The sequence below is a fragment of the Jiangella ureilytica genome (genome assembly GCF_004348545.1).
GTDB lineage: Bacteria > Actinomycetota > Actinomycetes > Jiangellales > Jiangellaceae > Jiangella > Jiangella ureilytica.
This window is the reverse complement of record NZ_SMKL01000077.1, coordinates 12,739-28,714: the sequence shown is the minus strand read 5'-3', so window position 1 is coordinate 28,714 and position 15,976 is coordinate 12,739. Positions and strand designations below refer to the sequence as shown.

Here is a 15,976-nt window from a genome sequence, read left to right as displayed (position 1 = left end):
CCCACCCCCCGAGCCCGGCGGCGCGCAAGCACAGAGCGCGCGAACTCGAAGGCACCCGCGCGGCTCAAGAGAATGGGCAGCAGGCGGACGGGGAAACCCGCCTTACGGCGTGAACACGACCTTGCCGAAGACCTCGCCGCGGTCCAGGGCGGCGAAGCCGTCCTCGGCCTCCGTCAGCGGCAGGACGCGGTCGATCACCGGGCGCAGCCCGGTCCGCTCGCAGAACGCCACCAGGCGCGCCAGCTCGTCGCGCGTGCCCATGGTCGATCCCAGCACGCGCAGTTGCAGGAAGAACAGCCGGTTCAGCTCCGTCGGCGCCTCGTAGCCCGACGTCGCGCCGGACACGACCAGCGTTCCGCCCGGCCGCAGCGACCGCAGCGAGTGCTGCCAGGTCGCCGCGCCGACCGTCTCCATGACGGCGTCGACCCGCGCCGGCAGCCGCGCGCCGCTTGCGAACACCTCGTCGGCTCCCAGCGACCGCACCCGCGCCGCCCGGCCGGGGTCGCGCGACGTCACCCAGACCCGCGCCCCGGCCGCCGCGCCGAGCGCCACGAGCGCCGTCGACACCCCGCCGCCCGCGCCCTGTACGAGCACCGTCTGGCCGGGCACCACCTGCGCCTGCGTGAACAGCATGCGGTACGCCGTCAGCCATGCGGTGGGCAGGCACGCCGCCTCCTCGAACGACAGCGCGGCGGGCTTGGGCACCAGGTTGCGACGTGGAACCGCCACCCGTGCCGCGAACGTGCCCTGGAATCGTTCCGACAGCAGCGACCGCTTGGGGTCGAGGGTCTCGTCGTCGCGCCAGTCGGGGTCGGAGACGACGGCGTGCACCAGCACCTCGGCACCGTCGTCGGTGACCCCGGCGGCGTCGCAGCCCAGGATCATCGGCAGCCGGCTCGCGTCGAGGCCGACGCCGCGCAGTGACCACAGGTCGTGGTGGTTGAGCGCCGTCGCCCGCACGGTCACCGTCGTCCAGCCGTCGGGGACCGCGGGCTCGGGCCGCTCCCCTAGGGTCAGCCCCGAGAGCGGGTCGGCGGCGTCCAGCGTCGAGGCGTAGGCGGCGAGCATCCCCCGATGCTAACCAGTTCCACGAGCCGTTCCGGGTTCACGCCGACCGGCTCGGATGGCAGGATGCGTCGGAGTGTCCCGAGCGGGGCGACCCGGCGGCGTGAGGACTCTCCGCCCCAGGTGTGACACCCTGTTCGGGGAGCACCACACACGAGGAGGTTTGGTGAGCGAGTCCGGTTCGTCGTTCGGTGACCTGGTTGAGCTGCAGGTACCGGCGTCCAGCGCCTACCTCACCGTGCTGCGGACCACCGCTGCCCGGCTGGCCGCTCGCATCGGCTTCACGCTCGACGAGATCGAGGACCTGCGCATCGCCGTCGACGAGGCCGGCGCCATGCTGCTCCCGCTCGCCGTCCAGGGCTCGAACATGCACTGCAGCTTCCAGCTGCACACCGACATCCTCGACGTGGTGGTGTCGGTGCCGGCTGCCCAGACCGACCTGCCCAGTCGCGACAGTTTCGCGTGGACGGTGCTGTCCGCGCTGGCCGGCGAGGTGCACTCGCGGGTCGAGGACGGCCGCGTCTCCATCATGCTGCGGAAGAAGCGGGGTTGAGTCGGGCGGTGGGAGCTGCCGAGGTGCGGCTGACCAGCGAGGCCATGGACGAGCCCGCCGGTCCGGCCATCGACGTCGTCAGACCGGTCGTCGCCGCCGTCGAGCCGCCGCCGGTGCTCGACGACACCGACGGCGAGACCCCGCGCGGCACCGTCGACCGCGCCACCAGCAGGGCACTGCTCGAGCTGCTGTCCCGCCTCGGTCCCGACGACCCCGAACGCGCCGAGATCCGCAACCGGCTCACGACCCTGCACCTGCCCCTGGCCGAGCACCTGGCCCGCCGGTTCGCCGGCCGCGGCGAGCCGTACGAAGACCTCGTCCAAGTGGCCACCATCGGCCTCATCAAGGCGATCGACCGCTACGACCCCGGCCGCGGCGCGGAGTTCTCCACGTACGCGACACCGACCATCCTCGGCGAGATCAAGCGCTGGTTCCGCGACAAGGGCTGGGCCATCCGTGTCCCGCGCCGGCTGCAGGAGCTGCGGCTGTCCATCAGCACGGCGACGACGGACCTGCTGCAGCAGCTGGGCCGCTCGCCCACCATCGCCGAGCTCGCCCAGGCCACCCGGACCACCGAGGAGGAGGTGCTCGAGGCCCTGGAGACGGCGGCCGCCTACAGCACCGTCTCGCTCGACTCGCCGGAGCCCGGCGACAACGCGCCCAGCACCATCGAGACCATCGGCCAGGACGACGAGGCACTCGAGGGCGTCGAGAACCGCGAGACGCTGGCCCGGCTGCTGAGCGGACTGCCCGACCGCGAGCGGCGCATCATCGTGCTGCGGTTCTTCCGCGGCATGACGCAGTCGCAGATCGCCGGCGAGATCGGCATCTCGCAGATGCACGTATCGCGGCTGCTCGCACGCACCTTGATCCAACTGCGCGAGGGCATGTTCCGCTGACCGGCGGCGCACCACCGGATCGTAGGGTGTCTCACATGCGCGCTCTCGTCGTCCTCAACCCCAACGCCACGACGACGTCCGTGCGCACCCGCGACGTGCTGCTGTCGGCACTGAGCAACGACCTCGACCTCGAGGTCGCCGAGACCACCCACCGCGGCCACGCCACCGAGCTGACCCGCAAGGCCCGCACCGACGGCGTCGACCTCGTCGTGTCGGTGGGCGGCGACGGCACCGTCAACGAGGTCGTCAACGGCCTGCTCGAGCCGGCGCCGGTCCCGGGCGAGAAGGTGCCCGACATCGCGATCATCCCGGGCGGCAGCACCAACGTGCTGGCCCGCAACCTCGGCATCCCCGAGAACTCCATCGAGGCCACCGGGCTGCTGCTCGACGCGCTGCGCTCGGGGCGGCGGCAGAGCATCGGGCTGGGCCGCCTCGACGACCGCTACTTCACCTTCACGGCCGGGATCGGGCTCGACGCCGACGTCATCCAGGCCGTCGAGGCCGAGCGCGAGCGCGGCCGGGTGTCGACCGTCCAGCTGTACATCCGCACGGCGATCCGGCGGTTCTTCGCCCAGCCCGAGCGGCGGCACGGCGTCATCGAGCTCACCGCCGACGACGGGCTGCCCATCGCCGGCCTGCTGGTCGTCATCATCACCAACTGCACGCCCTGGACCTACCTCGGCGCGCGGCCGCTGCGGCCCACGCCGTTCGCCGACCTCAACGCCGGTCTCGACGTGTTCGGCCTGACCAGCCTGCGGCTGGCGCCCACGCTCTTGCACCTGGCCCAGCTGACCACGCAGCGCGGACCGCGCGGGCGCGACGTCGTGTCGCTGCACGACCGCTCGACCCTGGTGCTGCGGGCGCCGACGCCACAGCCGGTGCAGGTCGACGGCGACTACATCGGGGACCGGACGGAGATCACGCTGACATCGGTGCCGGACGCGTTGCGCATCGCCTACTGATGAGTGGGTACTGGTCGCAGGTCCGCAGAACCCTTGCCACCACAAGGAGCGCCGGTTATGGTCCCATCTTGGCTGTTTTGGACCGATGTTGTGACCGACGCTACACCGACCTTCATGAGACGGATTACACAAAGCCCTTGTAGATGCATCACGAACTTGTCACCCTGGTAGGGCGACGCGGTTACACGTGCGCCATGAGCGCGCGGTAGGCCGCCGCAGGACTTCGCGTCATCCCCCTCGGCCCGCATGGAGCCACAGGGTCGGGCAGGGATTCGTGAACGAATTCACGAAGTGCAACGTGGCCGAACGGCTGATCCGTTCGGCACTACACCATAAGGAGCTGTGAGAACCATGGATTGGCGCCACCGTGCCGCCTGTCGAGACGAGGACCCCGAGCTGTTCTTCCCGATCGGGAACACCGGTCCCGCCTTGCTCCAGATCGAGGAGGCCAAGACCGTCTGCCGTCGCTGCGACGTGCGCGAAGCCTGCCTGAGCTGGGCTCTCGAGAGCGGCCAGGACGCCGGCGTGTGGGGTGGGCTCTCTGAGGACGAGCGCCGCGCCCTGAAGCGTCGCAACGCGCGAGCTCGCGCCCGCGCCTACTGACGCCGAGAGCCGGCACCGACAACAGCACTGAACGCTACGCCCCGCCAGAACCCCGGATTCGGCGGGGCGTCGGTACGTCCGGGGTGGCTACGTGGAGGCGCCGGAGCCCCCGACGCAACGCGACCACGGGCGCGCACGGACCGGGCCGGATCCCGGAGCCCGGCGTAGAGGTTGCCGCGCTCGCGCAGCCCGGTGCGGAGGTCGCGCTCAGCCGCGCAGCGATCCGGCCGGTCCGCGGACCCCCGCAAGCAGCGGCGACTCAGCTCGGCGCCGGCACCACGACCGGCAGATCGAGTACGACCCGAGTCCCGCCACCGCCCCTCGGCCCGATGTCCAGCGTTCCGGCCAGTTCGCCCACCACCAGCGTGCGGACGATCTGCAGGCCCAGGTTGCCCGTGGTGGCGGCGTCGAAGCCGGCCGGCAGGCCCACGCCGTCGTCCTCGACGGTGACCAGGAGCCGCCCGTCGGAGCGCTCCGCCGTCAGCAGCACGGCCCCGCCGCGCCGGTCGAGGCCGTGCTCGACGGCGTTCTGCAGCACCTCGGTGAGCGTCATGGCGAGCGGCGTCGCCGTCTCGGCGCCCAGGATCCCGAACGTCCCCTCGCGGGTGGCGCGGACGTCGGACGTCGTCGCGGCGACCTCGGAGACCATGGCGAGCAGGCGGTCGGCGACGTCGTCGAAGGCGACGGTGTCGTCGACGGTCTGCGAGAGGGTCTCGTGGACGATGGCGATGGAGCCGACGCGGCGTACCGCCTCGTCGAGTGCCGCCCGGCCCTGGGGCGAGGCGATGCGCCGTGCCTGCAGCCGCAGCAGGGCCGCCACCGTCTGCAGGTTGTTCTTGACCCGGTGGTGGATCTCGCGGATCGTCGCGTCCTTGGTCAGCAGCTCGCGCTCGCGGCGGCGGACCTCGGTGACGTCGCGGCACAGCGCCAGCGCGCCGACGTGCTGGCCGCCGGGATCGAGCGGGATGATCCGCAGCGTCATCACCGCGCCGTTGCCCTCGATCTCGGTGCGGACGTGCTGCTTGCCGCCCAGGACGTCCTCGAGCGGCTCGTCGCGCGCCCCGGGCGGCGGCGCCAGCGTGGCGGTGGCCTTGCCCAGGTGCTCACCGACGAGGTCGGCGGCCAGGCCGAGCCGGCGGTAGGCGGAGACCGCGTTGGGGCTGGCGTAGACGGCGACGCCGTCGGCGTCGAGACGGATGAGGCCGTCGCCGACCCGCGGCGCGCCCCGCCGGCCCATGTCGGTGCGGGTGGAGTGCGGGAACCGGCCCTCGGTGATGAGCGTGGCCAACTGGCTGCCGCACTCGAGATACGACAGCTCGAGCCGGCTGGGCGTGCGGACGGCGATGAGGTTGGTGTGCCGGCCGATGACGGCGATGACCTGCCCCTCGTGGCGCACCGGGATGGCCTCGACCCGCACGGGGACGTCGTCCCACCACTCGGGGTCGCCCTCGCGGCGGATGCGGCCCTCGGTGTAGGCGGTGTCGATCAGCGGACGGCGGCCCTTGACCAGGTACGTCCCCACGAGGTCCTCGACGTACGCCGTCGGGCCCGTGGTCGGGCGCATCTGGGCCACGGCGCGGTAGCCGTCGCCGTCGCGGTCGGGCACCCACAGCACGAGGTCGGCGAAGGAGAGGTCGGCCAGCAGCTGCCAGTCGGCGATCAGGGCATGCAGCCAGTCGAGATCGGCCTCGGAGAGATCGGTGTGACGTTGGACGACGTCGTTGAGCGACGGCACGTCATGAGCGTAGCTCTCGTCACCTCGCTTCCCTCTACCAAGGTGGTTCTGCGAGGATTGCTCCGTGCAGCAGTCCTACTGGGAGCAGGTCGTCGCCGACGGCTTCCGGCTACCTCAGGGCGCCGCGCTCGACGAGCTCACCATCGAGCTGGTCACCATGCTGGGCGATCCCGACCCGCACGTCCGCGACGACATCGCCCGCTCCGTCCTGCAGACCTGGATCCGCGAGGGCGTCTACGACGAACTGCTCATCGGCCTGGGCGACGGCCTCGCGCTCGGCCTGAAGAAGGGCCTGGGCGAAGAGGGCACCGACTCCGTACTGCGCCGGTCTTTCTCGGCCAGCGTGCTGGCCGAGGTCATCGCCCGCGACAACATCAGCCACGGGCTGCACCCGGCGGCCGTGCTCACGTGGGCCGACCAGGCCGTCGGCTGGTTCCTCGCCGAGCGCGACCTGCGCGGCTGGACCCCCAGCCAGGGCTGGGCCAACGTCGTCGTGCACGGGGCCGACGTGCTCGGCGCACTCAGCGCGTCGCGGCACCTGAACGCCGACGAGCTGCGGGTGCTCCTCGACGTGGTCGCCGAGCGGCTGACCACGCCGACCCGGCACCGGTTCTCGGCCGGCGAGGAGCAGCGGCTCGCCTACGCCTCCATGTCGATCCTGCACCGCGACCTCGTCACCATCGAGTCGCTCGAGGGCTGGCTCGACCGCCTGGCGCAGGCCTGGCAGGAGGACTCGCGGCCGCCCTCGAAGCGGGCCGCGGCGCGCGAGAACACCCTCGACTACCTGCGGGCGCTACACCTGCAGCTTCTGCTCGGCGTGCAGGGCACCCCGGCGCAGAACGTCGCCAGCACCGTCAAGGCGATGCCCGCGGTCCGCTCCGACCTCATGCTCGCCCTGCAGGCGGCCCTGCGCTCCAGCGCGCCCTGGCTGTACCGCCAGCGCTGAGGGCTGGCCGGTTCGTTCAATCGGCCCGTCCGGCACGGCCGTAGCGTCGTGGGCGTGATCGACGTCGACGGCGAGGTGTTCCGGCCCGGGTCCCCGGGCTACGAGGCGGCGCGCCGGCCGGCCGACGTGCGATTCGCGCACGTCCGGCCCCGGCTGGTGGTGCGCTGCGGATCGGTCGCCGACATCGTCCGGGCGCTGGAGTACGCGCGGTCGACCGGGACCCCGGTGGTGCCGCGCGGCGGCGGGCACTGCTTCGCGGGCCGGTCGTCCACCGACGGCATCGTGCTCGACCTCGGCCTGTTCGACGGCGTCGACGTGACGGCCCGCGGAGTGGCCACGATCGGGGCCGGCGCGCGGCTGGCCGGGGTGTACGAGGCCCTGCACCGGCGAGGGCGGACGCTGCCGGCCGGCTGCGGGCCGACGGTGGGCATCGCCGGCCTCACGCTCGGCGGCGGGATCGGCCTGCTCGGGCGGCGGTACGGGCTCACCTGCGACCGGCTGGCGGGTGCGCGGGTGGTCCTGGCCGACGGCCGGGTCGTCGACTGTGACGCCGAGCGCGAGCCGGAGCTGTTCTGGGCGCTGCGCGGCGCGGGCGGCGGCCAGTTCGGCATCGTGACGTCGCTGGTCTTCGCCACCGTGCCGGAGCCGGCGACGACGCTGGTGGCGTTCGGACCGCCGCGTGCCCCGCTGGCCGATGTCGTCGAAGCCTGGCAGGACTGGGCCCCGGACGCACCCGACGAGGTCACCGTCGACCTGTCCGTCCTCGCCGTGCCCGGCCGGCCGGCCGAGGTGGCGATCGGCGGCGCGTCGCTGCTCCCGGAGGCGCCGACCCGCCGCGTGCTCGACGGGTTCCGCGCGGCCGTGGGGGCGCGGCTCGAGCTGCGCGGCGGCGTCGCGTACTCGGGGCTCAAGGCGATGCTCGCCGGCCGCGATCCGCTGGACGACATCGTTGGCGGGCGGCGGATCCGGTCGGAGCTCTTCGCCCGGCCGCTGCGGCGGAGCACGATCGACGCGCTCGGCGCCGCGCTCGAGCTCGGCCTGCGCGACGACACCGGGCCGCGCCGGCTCGCGTTCGCGGCCCTGGGCGGCGCCTACAACCGGGTGCCCACCGGCGCGACGGCGTTCGCCCACCGCGGCGAGCGGTTCCTGCTCGAGCACGGCGCCGCGACGGCCTCGTCCTGGCCGGACGCGTCCTGGGCGATCGCGCACGCCGACGGCTCGGGCCGCGTCTACCCGAACTTCCCCGACCCGGCTCTGGGCGACGACGCCCTGCTCGCCTACCACGCCGAGAACCTGCCCCGGCTGGCCGCCGTCAAGCGGCACTACGACCCCGACCGCCTGTTCGCCTTCCCGCACTCGCTGTGAGCGTCGGTCGCCAGCCCCCTGCTGCTCCGTCGTCGGGGTGCGCCGGCCGCCGACCCACGCGTGGTGACGGCAACCGGACCCGCCGCGGCCGGTGGACCCCCATGATGCCGCTGCGGTCTCGCCGCTGCGCCATGATCGGCAGATGGATTCCGGTACGGTGAACCCGTGAGTGTTTCGCAGCGCAACAACATCGAGCTCAGCGGTCACGCGGGCCAGCACGCGCTGGCCGTCGCCGAGGCGCACGGCGTCGGAACCATGTGGACGCTGTCCGGCGCGCACGTGTTCCCGCTGTACGACGCCGTGGTCAAGGCCGGGTCGCCCACGCGCATCGTCGACGTGCGGCACGAGCAGACCGCCGTCTTCGGTGCCGAGGCGACAGCGAAGCTCACCCGCGAGCCGGGCCTGGTCGTGCTCACCGCCGGCCCCGGCGTCACCAACGGCGTCAGCGGCATCGCGCAGGCCTACTTCAGCGGCGTCCCCCTGCTCGCCGTCGGCGGCCGCGCCCCGGCCTGGCGGTGGGGCACCGGCGCGCTGCAGGAGCTCGACCACCCGCCGCTGCTCGATCCCGTCACCAAGCTGTCGACGACGGCGCACAAGGCGGCCGACGTGGGCGAGGTCGTCGACCGCGCGCTCAGCGTGGCCCGGTCGGCGCACCGCGGCCCGGTCTTCGTCGACGTCCCGATGGACGAGCTGTACAGCTTCGCCGACGTCAGTCTCGACCTCACGCCGCCGGCGGCCCGGCCCGAGCCGAACCCCGACGACCTCACCGCCGTCGCCACCGCCATCTACGAGTCGCGGCACCCCGTCGTCGTCCTCGGCTCCGATGTCTGGATGGACGGCGCCGAAGAGGCCGCGCTGCGCTTCGCCGAGGAGACGGGCATCCCGGTCGTGGCCAACGGCATGGGCCGCGGTGTGCTGCCCAAGGGTCACCGGCTACTGGTCAATCGCGCCCGCTCGGCCGCGTTCACGAACGCCGACCTCGTCGTGGTGGTCGGCACGCCGCTGGACTTCCGGCTTGGCTTCGGCACGTTCGGCGGCGCCGACGGCGGCGCCCCGGCCCGCGTCGTCCACGTCGCCGACTCCCCCGAGGGCCTCGCGACGCACGTCGGGCTCGCCGCCAGCGCGGCCGGCGACCTCACCCTCGTCCTCCAGGGCATCCTGCACTCGCTGCGGGCCACGCGGCGCTGGGACGACTGGGCCAACGGCCTGCGCGACCAGGCGGCCGCCGCCGTCGAGCGCGACGCCCCGCTGCTGGAGTCCGAGGGCGAGCCGATCCACCCCGCACGCATCTACGGCGAGCTCAACCGCGTGCTCGAGGACGACGCGGTGGTCATCGGCGACGGCGGCGACTTCGTCTCGTGGGCGGGCAAGCTGATCGAGCCCGGCCGGCCCGGCTGCTGGCTCGACCCCGGCCCGTACGGCTGCCTCGGCGCCGGTGCGGGCGCGGCGGCCGCCGCCCGGCTGGCCCGGCCGGGCAGCCAGGTCGTGCTGCTCTACGGCGACGGCGCGGCCGGCATGTCGCTCATGGACGTCGACACGCTGGTCCGCCACGACCTCCCCGTGGTCATGGTGGTCGGCAACAACGGCGCGTGGGGCCTCGAGAAGCACCCCATGCGATTCCTGTACGGCTATGACGTCGCCGCCGACCTGCGCCCCGAGACCGGCTACGACGCCGTCGTCGAGGCCCTGGGCGGTGCCGGCGAGACGGTGACGCAGCCCGGCGACGTCGGCCCGGCGCTGCGCCGCGCGTTCGACGCCGGCGTGCCGTACCTGGTCAACGTGCAGTGCGACCCGAAGATCGCCTACCCCCGGTCGACCACCGGCATCTGACCGCTCGTCAGGACGCCTCGGCGACCTCGCCCGGGCGGCGCTCGCAGAACGCGGCCCGGTAGGCCTGCGGCGTGGTGCCCAGCCGCTTGGCGAAGTGATGGCGCATGGCCGCCGCGGTGCCGAAGCCGGCGCGGGCGGCCACTGTCTCGACGACGTCGTCGCCGCGCTCGAGCATGCGCTGCGCCGCCGCGAGCCGGGCCGTCAGCAGCCACTCGTACGGCGTGGTGCCGGTCTCGGCGCGGAACCGGCGGGCGAACGTGCGCGGCGACATGTTGGCCAGGGCCGCGAGGTCGTCGACGGTGAGGTCCTGGTCGAGGTGCGCGGCCATGTAGTCGACGACTGTGGCCAGCGTGCGCGCCGGAGTGGCCCGGATGGGCGCCTCGATGAACTGCGCCTGGCCGCCGTCGCGGTGCGGCGGGACGACCATGCGGCGGGCCACCGTGGCGGCGACGTCGGCGCCGAACTCCTTGCGCCACAGGTGCAGGCTGGCGTCGAGCCCGGCGGCCGTGCCGGCGCTGGTGATGATGGGGTCGTCGTCGACGTAGAGCACGCCGGGGTCGACCTTGGCGTCGGGGAAGCGGGCGGCGAGCTCACCGCTGTACATCCAGTGGGTGGTGCAGCGGCGCCCGTCGAGCAGCCCGGCCTCGCCGAGCACGAACGCCCCGGAGCAGACCGAGAGCACCCGCGCCCCGCGGTCGACGGCCACCCTCAGCGCCTCGAGCAGCTCGGCCGGATACGCGTCGCCCCGCGGCATGGCCGGCACGCCGATGAGGTCGGCCGACTCGAGCCGCTCGAGCCCGTGCTCGATGAGCAGGTCGAAGCCCATGGACGTCTTGACCTGCCGGGACGGGCCGCACAGGTCGAACTCCATGGTCGGCAGCCCCTGGTCGGACCGGTCGACGCCGAACGCCTCGCAAAGCACGCCGAGCTCGAACGGGGCGACGCCGTCGAGCACCACGGCAGCGACATTTCGCAGCATTCCGTCAGTGTGCCAGATCTCTGGCAGGAAGTCGATGCCTGCTGGCAGTCCTGCCACTGGTGGCAGGATTCCGAGGAGAGCAGAATTACTGCCATGAGCACCTACATCGTTCTTCTCCTGGCAGTCGCGATCGCCGCCGCGGTCTACGCGGCCCGCTGGACGGTCTCGGACGGCGGCCCTCGGCACGACCCGCTCCCGCGGGCCGAGGACGAGTGGTCCCCGTCGCTGCCGACGCACCCCTACGCCCGCTGAGTCCAGCGGGCCAGGAACCGCTCGCGCCCGACGACGGCGCGGGTGACGGTCCCATGACCCACGGGCTCACCGTCGCCGTCGAGTGCGACGACGGAGAACCGCAGGGTCCGCCCGTCGACGGCGGTCAGCTCGCAGCGCACCTCGACGAGCGCGCCGAGCGGACTCGCCGCGACGTGATCCACCTCGATCCGCGTCCCGACCGTGGTGTCGCCGTCGGCCAGATCGGCGCCGACGGCGGCCACGGTCGCGGACTCCATCCACGCCACCAGCCGCGGCGTCGCCAGCACGGGGACGTCGCCGGAGCCCACCGCCAGCGCGGTGTCGACCTCGGTGACGGTGTGCGACTCGCTGGCCGCGAGGCCCGGCCGCAGCTCCGTCACGAGAGGACGACCAGCACGTCGCCCTCTTGGACGACGTCGCCCGGGCCGACCTTCACCTCGGACACCAGCCCGCCGTCCTCGCACAGCACGGGAATCTCCATCTTCATGGACTCCAGGATCAGCAGGGTCGCCCCGGCATCGACCTGGTCACCCACGGATACCGCCACGGAGTGGACATTGGCCACCATCTCGGCGGCCACCAACTCGGCCACGTGCTGACTCCTCTCGCCGTCTGACGTGCATTCCACCACGAACCCGCGGGCTCGCGGGCGTGGCGTCCGTCCGTTCGGCGCCGCAGCGGTTCAGGATGGATGATATGGCGCTGCTCCTGCTCGCCCTGGCCGCCGGCCTGGTGGCGGGGTACGCACGAGGTGGGCGGCTGCGCCGGCTGGGCGAACGGCCGCCGGTGCGCAGCCGGCTCATCCTCACGGCGCTGGGCGCCTACGCCGTCGGCGTCGCCGGCAGCTGGGGCTGGGAGCCGCTGCTGCCGGCCATGACGGCGCTGTGCTGGTTCACGCTCGGCTTCTACGCCTGGCTCAACCGCTCCTACCACGGCGCCCGCCTGGTGGCGCTCGGCCTCGCCGCGAACGGCCTGGTCATCCTGCTCAACGGCGGCATGCCGGTGTCGGCGGACGCCCAGCAGCGGGCCGGCGTCGCGGTGACCGGCGCTGAGGCGGCCGAGACGGGCCGGGTCACCGTCCTCGACGAGACCACCCGGCTGCCGTGGCTCGGCAAGACCATCCCCGTGGCGTTCCCGCCCCGGCCCGAGGCGGTCAGCCCGGGCGACGTCGCCGTCGCGGCGGGCGTGGCGGCGGCCCTGGCGACCACGATGATCGGACGGCGCACCGCAGCCGCCGAGCGCCCGTCCGAGCGCCCGTCCGAGCGCCCCGCCGTCCGCACTCGGCCCCAACAGCGCCCGGGCGGACCCCGTCCGGCCCACCCGCGGACCGCGGCACCACCGCCACCGCCCCAGCGGGAGCCATCGGCCGACCATGCGACAATGGAGGGCGACGCGTCCGCCGGTACCGCGCCGGAATCGCCGCGCGTCACCGCCTGACGGCTCGCCCGTCGGTGCGGGCCCCGGCGGATCGCACCGCCAACAGCACACCGATCCCGGAAGGAGTCAGCTCGCCATGGGCAAGAAGGCACGCAAGCGCCGTTCGCGCAAGAAGAGCGCCGCCAACCACGGCAAGCGCCCCAACTCCTGACCCACCACGACCGCGAGGTCCAAGGCGGTCAGAAGTCCCGCAAGGGACAGGAGAACAGTGGCGCCCGTGAAGGCGACGAGAGCCCCGGACCTGCCGTTGCAGGTGCCGGGGCTCTCGTCTGTGCGACGTCTGTGGTCAGGGCGTCCGGGTCATCTGCACCCGGACCTCCTGGATGCGAGCGCGGATCTTCAGCCGCAACTCGTCGGGCGCGTGGTCGCAGCCGCAGGCCCGGGCCAGCGTCTCGCGGATGACCCGCTCGATGTCGTACGTGGACAGGCACGGCTCGCAGTCGTCGAGGTGGGCCTTGATCTCGTCGTACGTCAGCGTGCGATCGTCGAGCTCGCGGTCGAAGAAGACGTAGACCCGATCGAGAACCTCAGCGCAGTCGACTTCGTCGTCGTTGCAGCTCATCCTCCGACCTCCTGAGTGACCTTCGGCACCAGCCCACGCTCGCGGGCGTAGTCCTCCAGCAGCCCGCGCAGCTGACGGCGGCCCCGGTGCAACCTGGACATCACCGTGCCGATGGGTGTGCCCATGATGTCGGCAATCTCCTTGTACGGGAAGCCTTCGACATCGGCGAGGTAGACCGCGATGCGGAACTCCTCGGGGATCTCCTGCAGCGCGCTCTTCACGTCGGAGTCGGGCAGGTGGGAGAGCGCCTCGGCCTCGGCCGAGCGCAGGCCGGTCGAGGTGTGCGCCTCGGCCCGCGCCATCTGCCAGTCCTCGATCTCCTCGGTGGCGCTCTGCTGCGGCTCGCGCTGCTTCTTGCGGTAGGTGTTGATGAAGGTGTTGGTCAGGATGCGGTAGAGCCACGCCTTGAGGTTCGTTCCCTCCTTGAACTGGTGGAACGAGGCGTAGGCCTTCGCGAACGTCTCCTGGACCAGGTCCTCGGCGTCGCTGGCGTTGCGCGTCATGCGCAGCGCGGCCGAGTACAGCTGGTCGAGATACGGCAACGCATCGCGCTCGAAGCGCTGCGTGCGCTGCTCGTCACTCTCCTGGTCTGTCATCACCGACAAGTCTACCGGCGCGTGCGAGCTCCACGCCGTCTGGCCGTCACGTCCCACGCTCTCGAGCGCCGGACGCTCCAAGCACGTCGCACCCACAGTCAGCCGAACCTCCAAGCATCGGGTCGTTCCGATCGCTTGAACGGTGACGGGGGTGGGTTCATTCCCCGAACGGGGCCAGGAAGGCACGCACGGAGTCGACCACGAGGTCGAGCGCCTCGCGCTGCGAATGCCCCTTGAGCACGCGCATCCCGTGGTCGGCGGCCGCGACGCTGACCAGCTGGTGGGGGCCCTCGGGGAACTCGCCGGGCCCGCCGAACGTGTCGCGCTCGCCCTGCACGACGAGCACCGGCAGCTTCTCGGCGGCGCCGAGAAGCTCGTCGAGCCGGGACGCCTGCGGCTTGCCGGGCAGGTGCAGCGGGAAGGCCAGGCAGACGACGGCGACGGCGCTGAGCTCGGCCGCGGTGCGGCAGGCGACCCGCGCGCCGGAGCTGCGCCCACCCAGGACCAGTGGCACATCCTGCGGCAGCGTGGCGAGCGCCGCCAGCCAGGCCTCGTCGAGCACCGGCGGACGCGGCGCGACCTTCTTGCCGGCCAGCCGCCACGGCTGCTCGAACCGGACGACGGTGACGCCGTGGGCGGGCAGCGCGCGCGACAGCGCCTCGAGGTCGGCCGCCTTGGGTCCCCCGCCGGCGCCGTGCCCGAGCACCAGCCGCAGCCGGGGCTCGTCGGCGGCGTCGGTCCAGAACGCGGCCTCGCCGATGGGGGTCTCGACGGTGGCTCGGACCGGCGCCATCAGAGGTCCACCGGCTCGACGAGGTGCGGGCCGTTGTTGCCGACGCGGTTGACGTCGGTGGACACCGGGTAGGCCTCGAGGACGCCCGGGACGGCCGGGTTCAGCAGCGCCGACACGTCGGCGGTGTCGGTGTTGGCGGGGTCGAGCCAGCGCTCCCAGTTGCCGGGCTCGACCAGCATGGGCATGCGGTCGTGGATCTGGCCGACGTCGTCGGTGGCGTCGGTGGTGAGGATGACCACCGACCACACGAACGCGTCGTCGGCGTCCTCGGGCTTGCTCTTGTCGCGCCAGATCTCGTACAACCCCGCCATGGCCAGCGAGCCGTCCTTGGGATGGATGAAGAACGGCTGCTTGTCGCCCTTCTCGCCACGCCACTCGTAGAAGCCGTCGGCCGGCAGGATGCACCGGCGGGCCGCGAACGCCTTGCGGAACGCCGGCTTCTCGGCCGCCGTCTCGACCCGGGCGTTGATCAGCTTGTTGCCGATGGAGACGTCCTTGGCCCACGACGGCACCAGGCCCCAGCGCAGCGTCCGCAGCCGGCGCGTCGGCGGCTCCTCGGGATCGTCCTTCTTCCCCCGGGTGACGACGGCGTAGACCTTCTTCGTGGGCGCGACGTTCCAGTCCGGGTCGAGGCGCTCACGCACCTCGGACCGGTCGACGCCGAACTCGTCGGCGAGATCGTCGGCGCTCTGGCTGACCGCGTAGCGTCCGCACATGCCTCCATCCTGGCACCAGCCGGTGACAGTCACGGGTGTGTTCGGCCGCCCACGCGTGTAGACGAGCGGATTCGTGGTAGTCAAGAGGTATGAGCCTCGTCCGCATGATCGCCCGCCCCATGCTCGCGTCGATCTTCGTCGTGCAGGGCGCCAAGGCGCTCCGCGACCCGGAGACCAACCTTCCGGCGGCCACCAATTTCACCGACCGCTTCGGCCCCGCTCTGCAGAAGCGGGTGCCGCAGCTGCCGACCGACCCCAAGACGCTGGTGCGCATCAACGCCGGCATCCAGGTCGGCGCGGGGCTCGCGCTGGCCACCGGCCGCATGCCGCGACTGGCCTCGGCCACCCTGCTCGCCTCGCTGCTGCCGACCACCGTCGCCGGGCACCCGTTCTGGACCATCGAGGACCCCGAGCAGCGCAACGCCCAGCGCGTCCAGGCCATGAAGAACGCCGGCATCGCCGGCGGGCTGCTGATCGCCGCCGTCGACACCGAGGGCAAGCCGGGGCTGTCGTGGCGGGCCCGGCGCGCCGCCAAGGACGCCAAGCGGGCCACCAAGACGGCCAAGCGCGAGGCCAGGATGGCCGCCCAGGTCACCGCGGGGCGGGCCAAGGTGCGGGCCGGGCGGGCGAAGGCCGGCATCTCCTCGGTGCAGCACCGCGTCACGTCCTGACGCACCACGCGC

General features: G+C 72.8%; 20 protein-coding genes. 11 read left to right on the top strand and 9 right to left on the bottom strand.

What is annotated here, in order from left to right; genetic code table 11:
* Window positions 1-102: 102 nt before the first annotated feature.
* Window positions 103-1,068: a zinc-binding dehydrogenase gene (locus E1212_RS24705; RefSeq protein WP_131987419.1), complete on the bottom strand. Its 966-nt coding sequence runs from the start codon at window positions 1,066-1,068 to the stop codon at window positions 103-105.
* A gap of 160 nt (window positions 1,069-1,228) precedes the next feature.
* Here E1212_RS24705 and E1212_RS24700 point away from each other — a divergent pair, with 160 nt between their 5' ends.
* The 4 genes from E1212_RS24700 to E1212_RS24685 all read left to right on the top strand — a co-directional run bounded on the left by E1212_RS24700 (window position 1,229) and on the right by E1212_RS24685 (window position 4,082).
* Complete coding sequence (locus E1212_RS24700) at window positions 1,229-1,618, top strand: ATP-binding protein (RefSeq protein ID WP_131987417.1); 390 nt, start codon at window positions 1,229-1,231, stop codon at window positions 1,616-1,618.
* Window positions 1,619-1,626: 8 nt separating this feature from the next.
* Entirely contained in the window at window positions 1,627-2,517 is an 891-nt protein-coding gene (locus E1212_RS24695; RefSeq protein WP_238992471.1) for an RNA polymerase sigma factor SigF, read from the top strand.
* A gap of 35 nt (window positions 2,518-2,552) precedes the next feature.
* A complete protein-coding gene (locus E1212_RS24690; RefSeq protein WP_131987415.1) occupies window positions 2,553-3,479 on the top strand; it encodes a diacylglycerol/lipid kinase family protein in 927 nt (308 codons plus the stop codon).
* A gap of 351 nt (window positions 3,480-3,830) precedes the next feature.
* Window positions 3,831-4,082 carry a WhiB family transcriptional regulator gene (locus tag E1212_RS24685; RefSeq protein WP_053203257.1) on the top strand — a complete coding sequence of 84 codons (252 nt, stop codon included), beginning with the start codon at window positions 3,831-3,833 and terminating at the stop codon, window positions 4,080-4,082.
* A gap of 259 nt (window positions 4,083-4,341) precedes the next feature.
* Here E1212_RS24685 and E1212_RS24680 read toward each other — a convergent pair whose 3' ends face one another.
* Window positions 4,342-5,817 (bottom strand): sensor histidine kinase, encoded by a 1,476-nt coding sequence (locus E1212_RS24680; protein WP_131987413.1) that lies wholly within the window; start codon window positions 5,815-5,817, stop codon window positions 4,342-4,344.
* Window positions 5,818-5,881: 64 nt separating this feature from the next.
* On the opposite strand from E1212_RS24680, the gene E1212_RS24675 reads away from it, so the two are divergent.
* From E1212_RS24675 to E1212_RS24665, 3 genes are all read left to right on the top strand, one after another.
* Window positions 5,882-6,763 (top strand): DUF2785 domain-containing protein, encoded by an 882-nt coding sequence (locus E1212_RS24675; RefSeq protein ID WP_131987411.1) that lies wholly within the window; start codon window positions 5,882-5,884, stop codon window positions 6,761-6,763.
* Window positions 6,764-6,817: 54 nt separating this feature from the next.
* Window positions 6,818-8,128, top strand: a complete 1,311-nt coding sequence (locus E1212_RS24670; RefSeq protein ID WP_203417175.1) for an FAD-binding oxidoreductase — start codon at window positions 6,818-6,820, stop codon at window positions 8,126-8,128.
* Window positions 8,129-8,293: 165 nt separating this feature from the next.
* Window positions 8,294-9,958: an acetolactate synthase gene (locus tag E1212_RS24665; RefSeq protein ID WP_203417174.1), complete on the top strand. Its 1,665-nt coding sequence runs from the start codon at window positions 8,294-8,296 to the stop codon at window positions 9,956-9,958.
* Between the two features lie 7 nt (window positions 9,959-9,965).
* Here E1212_RS24665 and E1212_RS24660 read toward each other — a convergent pair whose 3' ends face one another.
* Window positions 9,966-10,937 (bottom strand): GlxA family transcriptional regulator, encoded by a 972-nt coding sequence (locus tag E1212_RS24660; protein WP_131987407.1) that lies wholly within the window; start codon window positions 10,935-10,937, stop codon window positions 9,966-9,968.
* A gap of 93 nt (window positions 10,938-11,030) precedes the next feature.
* Between E1212_RS24660 and E1212_RS29650 the strand changes: the two genes are divergently transcribed.
* Entirely contained in the window at window positions 11,031-11,189 is a 159-nt protein-coding gene (locus E1212_RS29650) for a hypothetical protein (RefSeq protein ID WP_162605615.1), read from the top strand.
* Here E1212_RS29650 and E1212_RS24655 read toward each other — a convergent pair.
* Together E1212_RS24655 and E1212_RS24650 are read right to left on the bottom strand one after the other, a co-directional pair.
* Window positions 11,177-11,569: a thioesterase family protein gene (locus E1212_RS24655; RefSeq protein ID WP_203417173.1), complete on the bottom strand. Its 393-nt coding sequence runs from the start codon at window positions 11,567-11,569 to the stop codon at window positions 11,177-11,179. The genes E1212_RS29650 and E1212_RS24655 overlap by 13 nt on opposite strands.
* On the bottom strand, window positions 11,566-11,781 hold the full coding sequence (locus E1212_RS24650) for a biotin/lipoyl-binding carrier protein (RefSeq protein WP_131987405.1): 216 nt from the start codon (window positions 11,779-11,781) through the stop codon (window positions 11,566-11,568). The genes E1212_RS24655 and E1212_RS24650 overlap by 4 nt, the downstream gene beginning before the upstream one ends.
* Before the next feature lie 104 nt (window positions 11,782-11,885).
* On the opposite strand from E1212_RS24650, the gene E1212_RS24645 reads away from it, so the two are divergent.
* Window positions 11,886-12,626 (top strand): DUF5317 domain-containing protein, encoded by a 741-nt coding sequence (locus E1212_RS24645; protein WP_131987404.1) that lies wholly within the window; start codon window positions 11,886-11,888, stop codon window positions 12,624-12,626.
* A gap of 76 nt (window positions 12,627-12,702) precedes the next feature.
* A complete protein-coding gene (locus tag E1212_RS31230; RefSeq protein ID WP_370246331.1) occupies window positions 12,703-12,777 on the top strand; it encodes a 50S ribosomal protein bL37 in 75 nt (24 codons plus the stop codon).
* A gap of 135 nt (window positions 12,778-12,912) precedes the next feature.
* Here the strand turns inward: E1212_RS31230 and rsrA are convergent, their stop codons facing one another.
* From rsrA to E1212_RS24620, 4 genes are all read right to left on the bottom strand, one after another.
* Window positions 12,913-13,188: a mycothiol system anti-sigma-R factor gene (rsrA, locus tag E1212_RS24635; RefSeq protein WP_131987400.1), complete on the bottom strand. Its 276-nt coding sequence runs from the start codon at window positions 13,186-13,188 to the stop codon at window positions 12,913-12,915.
* The gene (locus tag E1212_RS24630) at window positions 13,185-13,784 is read right to left on the bottom strand and encodes a sigma-70 family RNA polymerase sigma factor (protein ID WP_131987398.1); all 600 of its coding nucleotides are present in this window, start codon (window positions 13,782-13,784) and stop codon (window positions 13,185-13,187) included. The genes rsrA and E1212_RS24630 overlap by 4 nt, the downstream gene beginning before the upstream one ends.
* Before the next feature lie 157 nt (window positions 13,785-13,941).
* Window positions 13,942-14,577, bottom strand: coding sequence for an alpha/beta hydrolase family protein (locus E1212_RS24625; RefSeq protein ID WP_203417172.1), 636 nt, complete (start codon window positions 14,575-14,577; stop codon window positions 13,942-13,944).
* Window positions 14,577-15,293 carry an SOS response-associated peptidase gene (locus E1212_RS24620; RefSeq protein WP_131987396.1) on the bottom strand — a complete coding sequence of 239 codons (717 nt, stop codon included), beginning with the start codon at window positions 15,291-15,293 and terminating at the stop codon, window positions 14,577-14,579. The genes E1212_RS24625 and E1212_RS24620 overlap by 1 nt, the downstream gene beginning before the upstream one ends.
* 89 nt (window positions 15,294-15,382) lie before the next feature.
* Here E1212_RS24620 and E1212_RS30860 point away from each other — a divergent pair, with 89 nt between their 5' ends.
* Window positions 15,383-15,964, top strand: a complete 582-nt coding sequence (locus E1212_RS30860; protein ID WP_131987394.1) for a DoxX family protein — start codon at window positions 15,383-15,385, stop codon at window positions 15,962-15,964.
* Window positions 15,965-15,976: the final 12 nt, after the last annotated feature.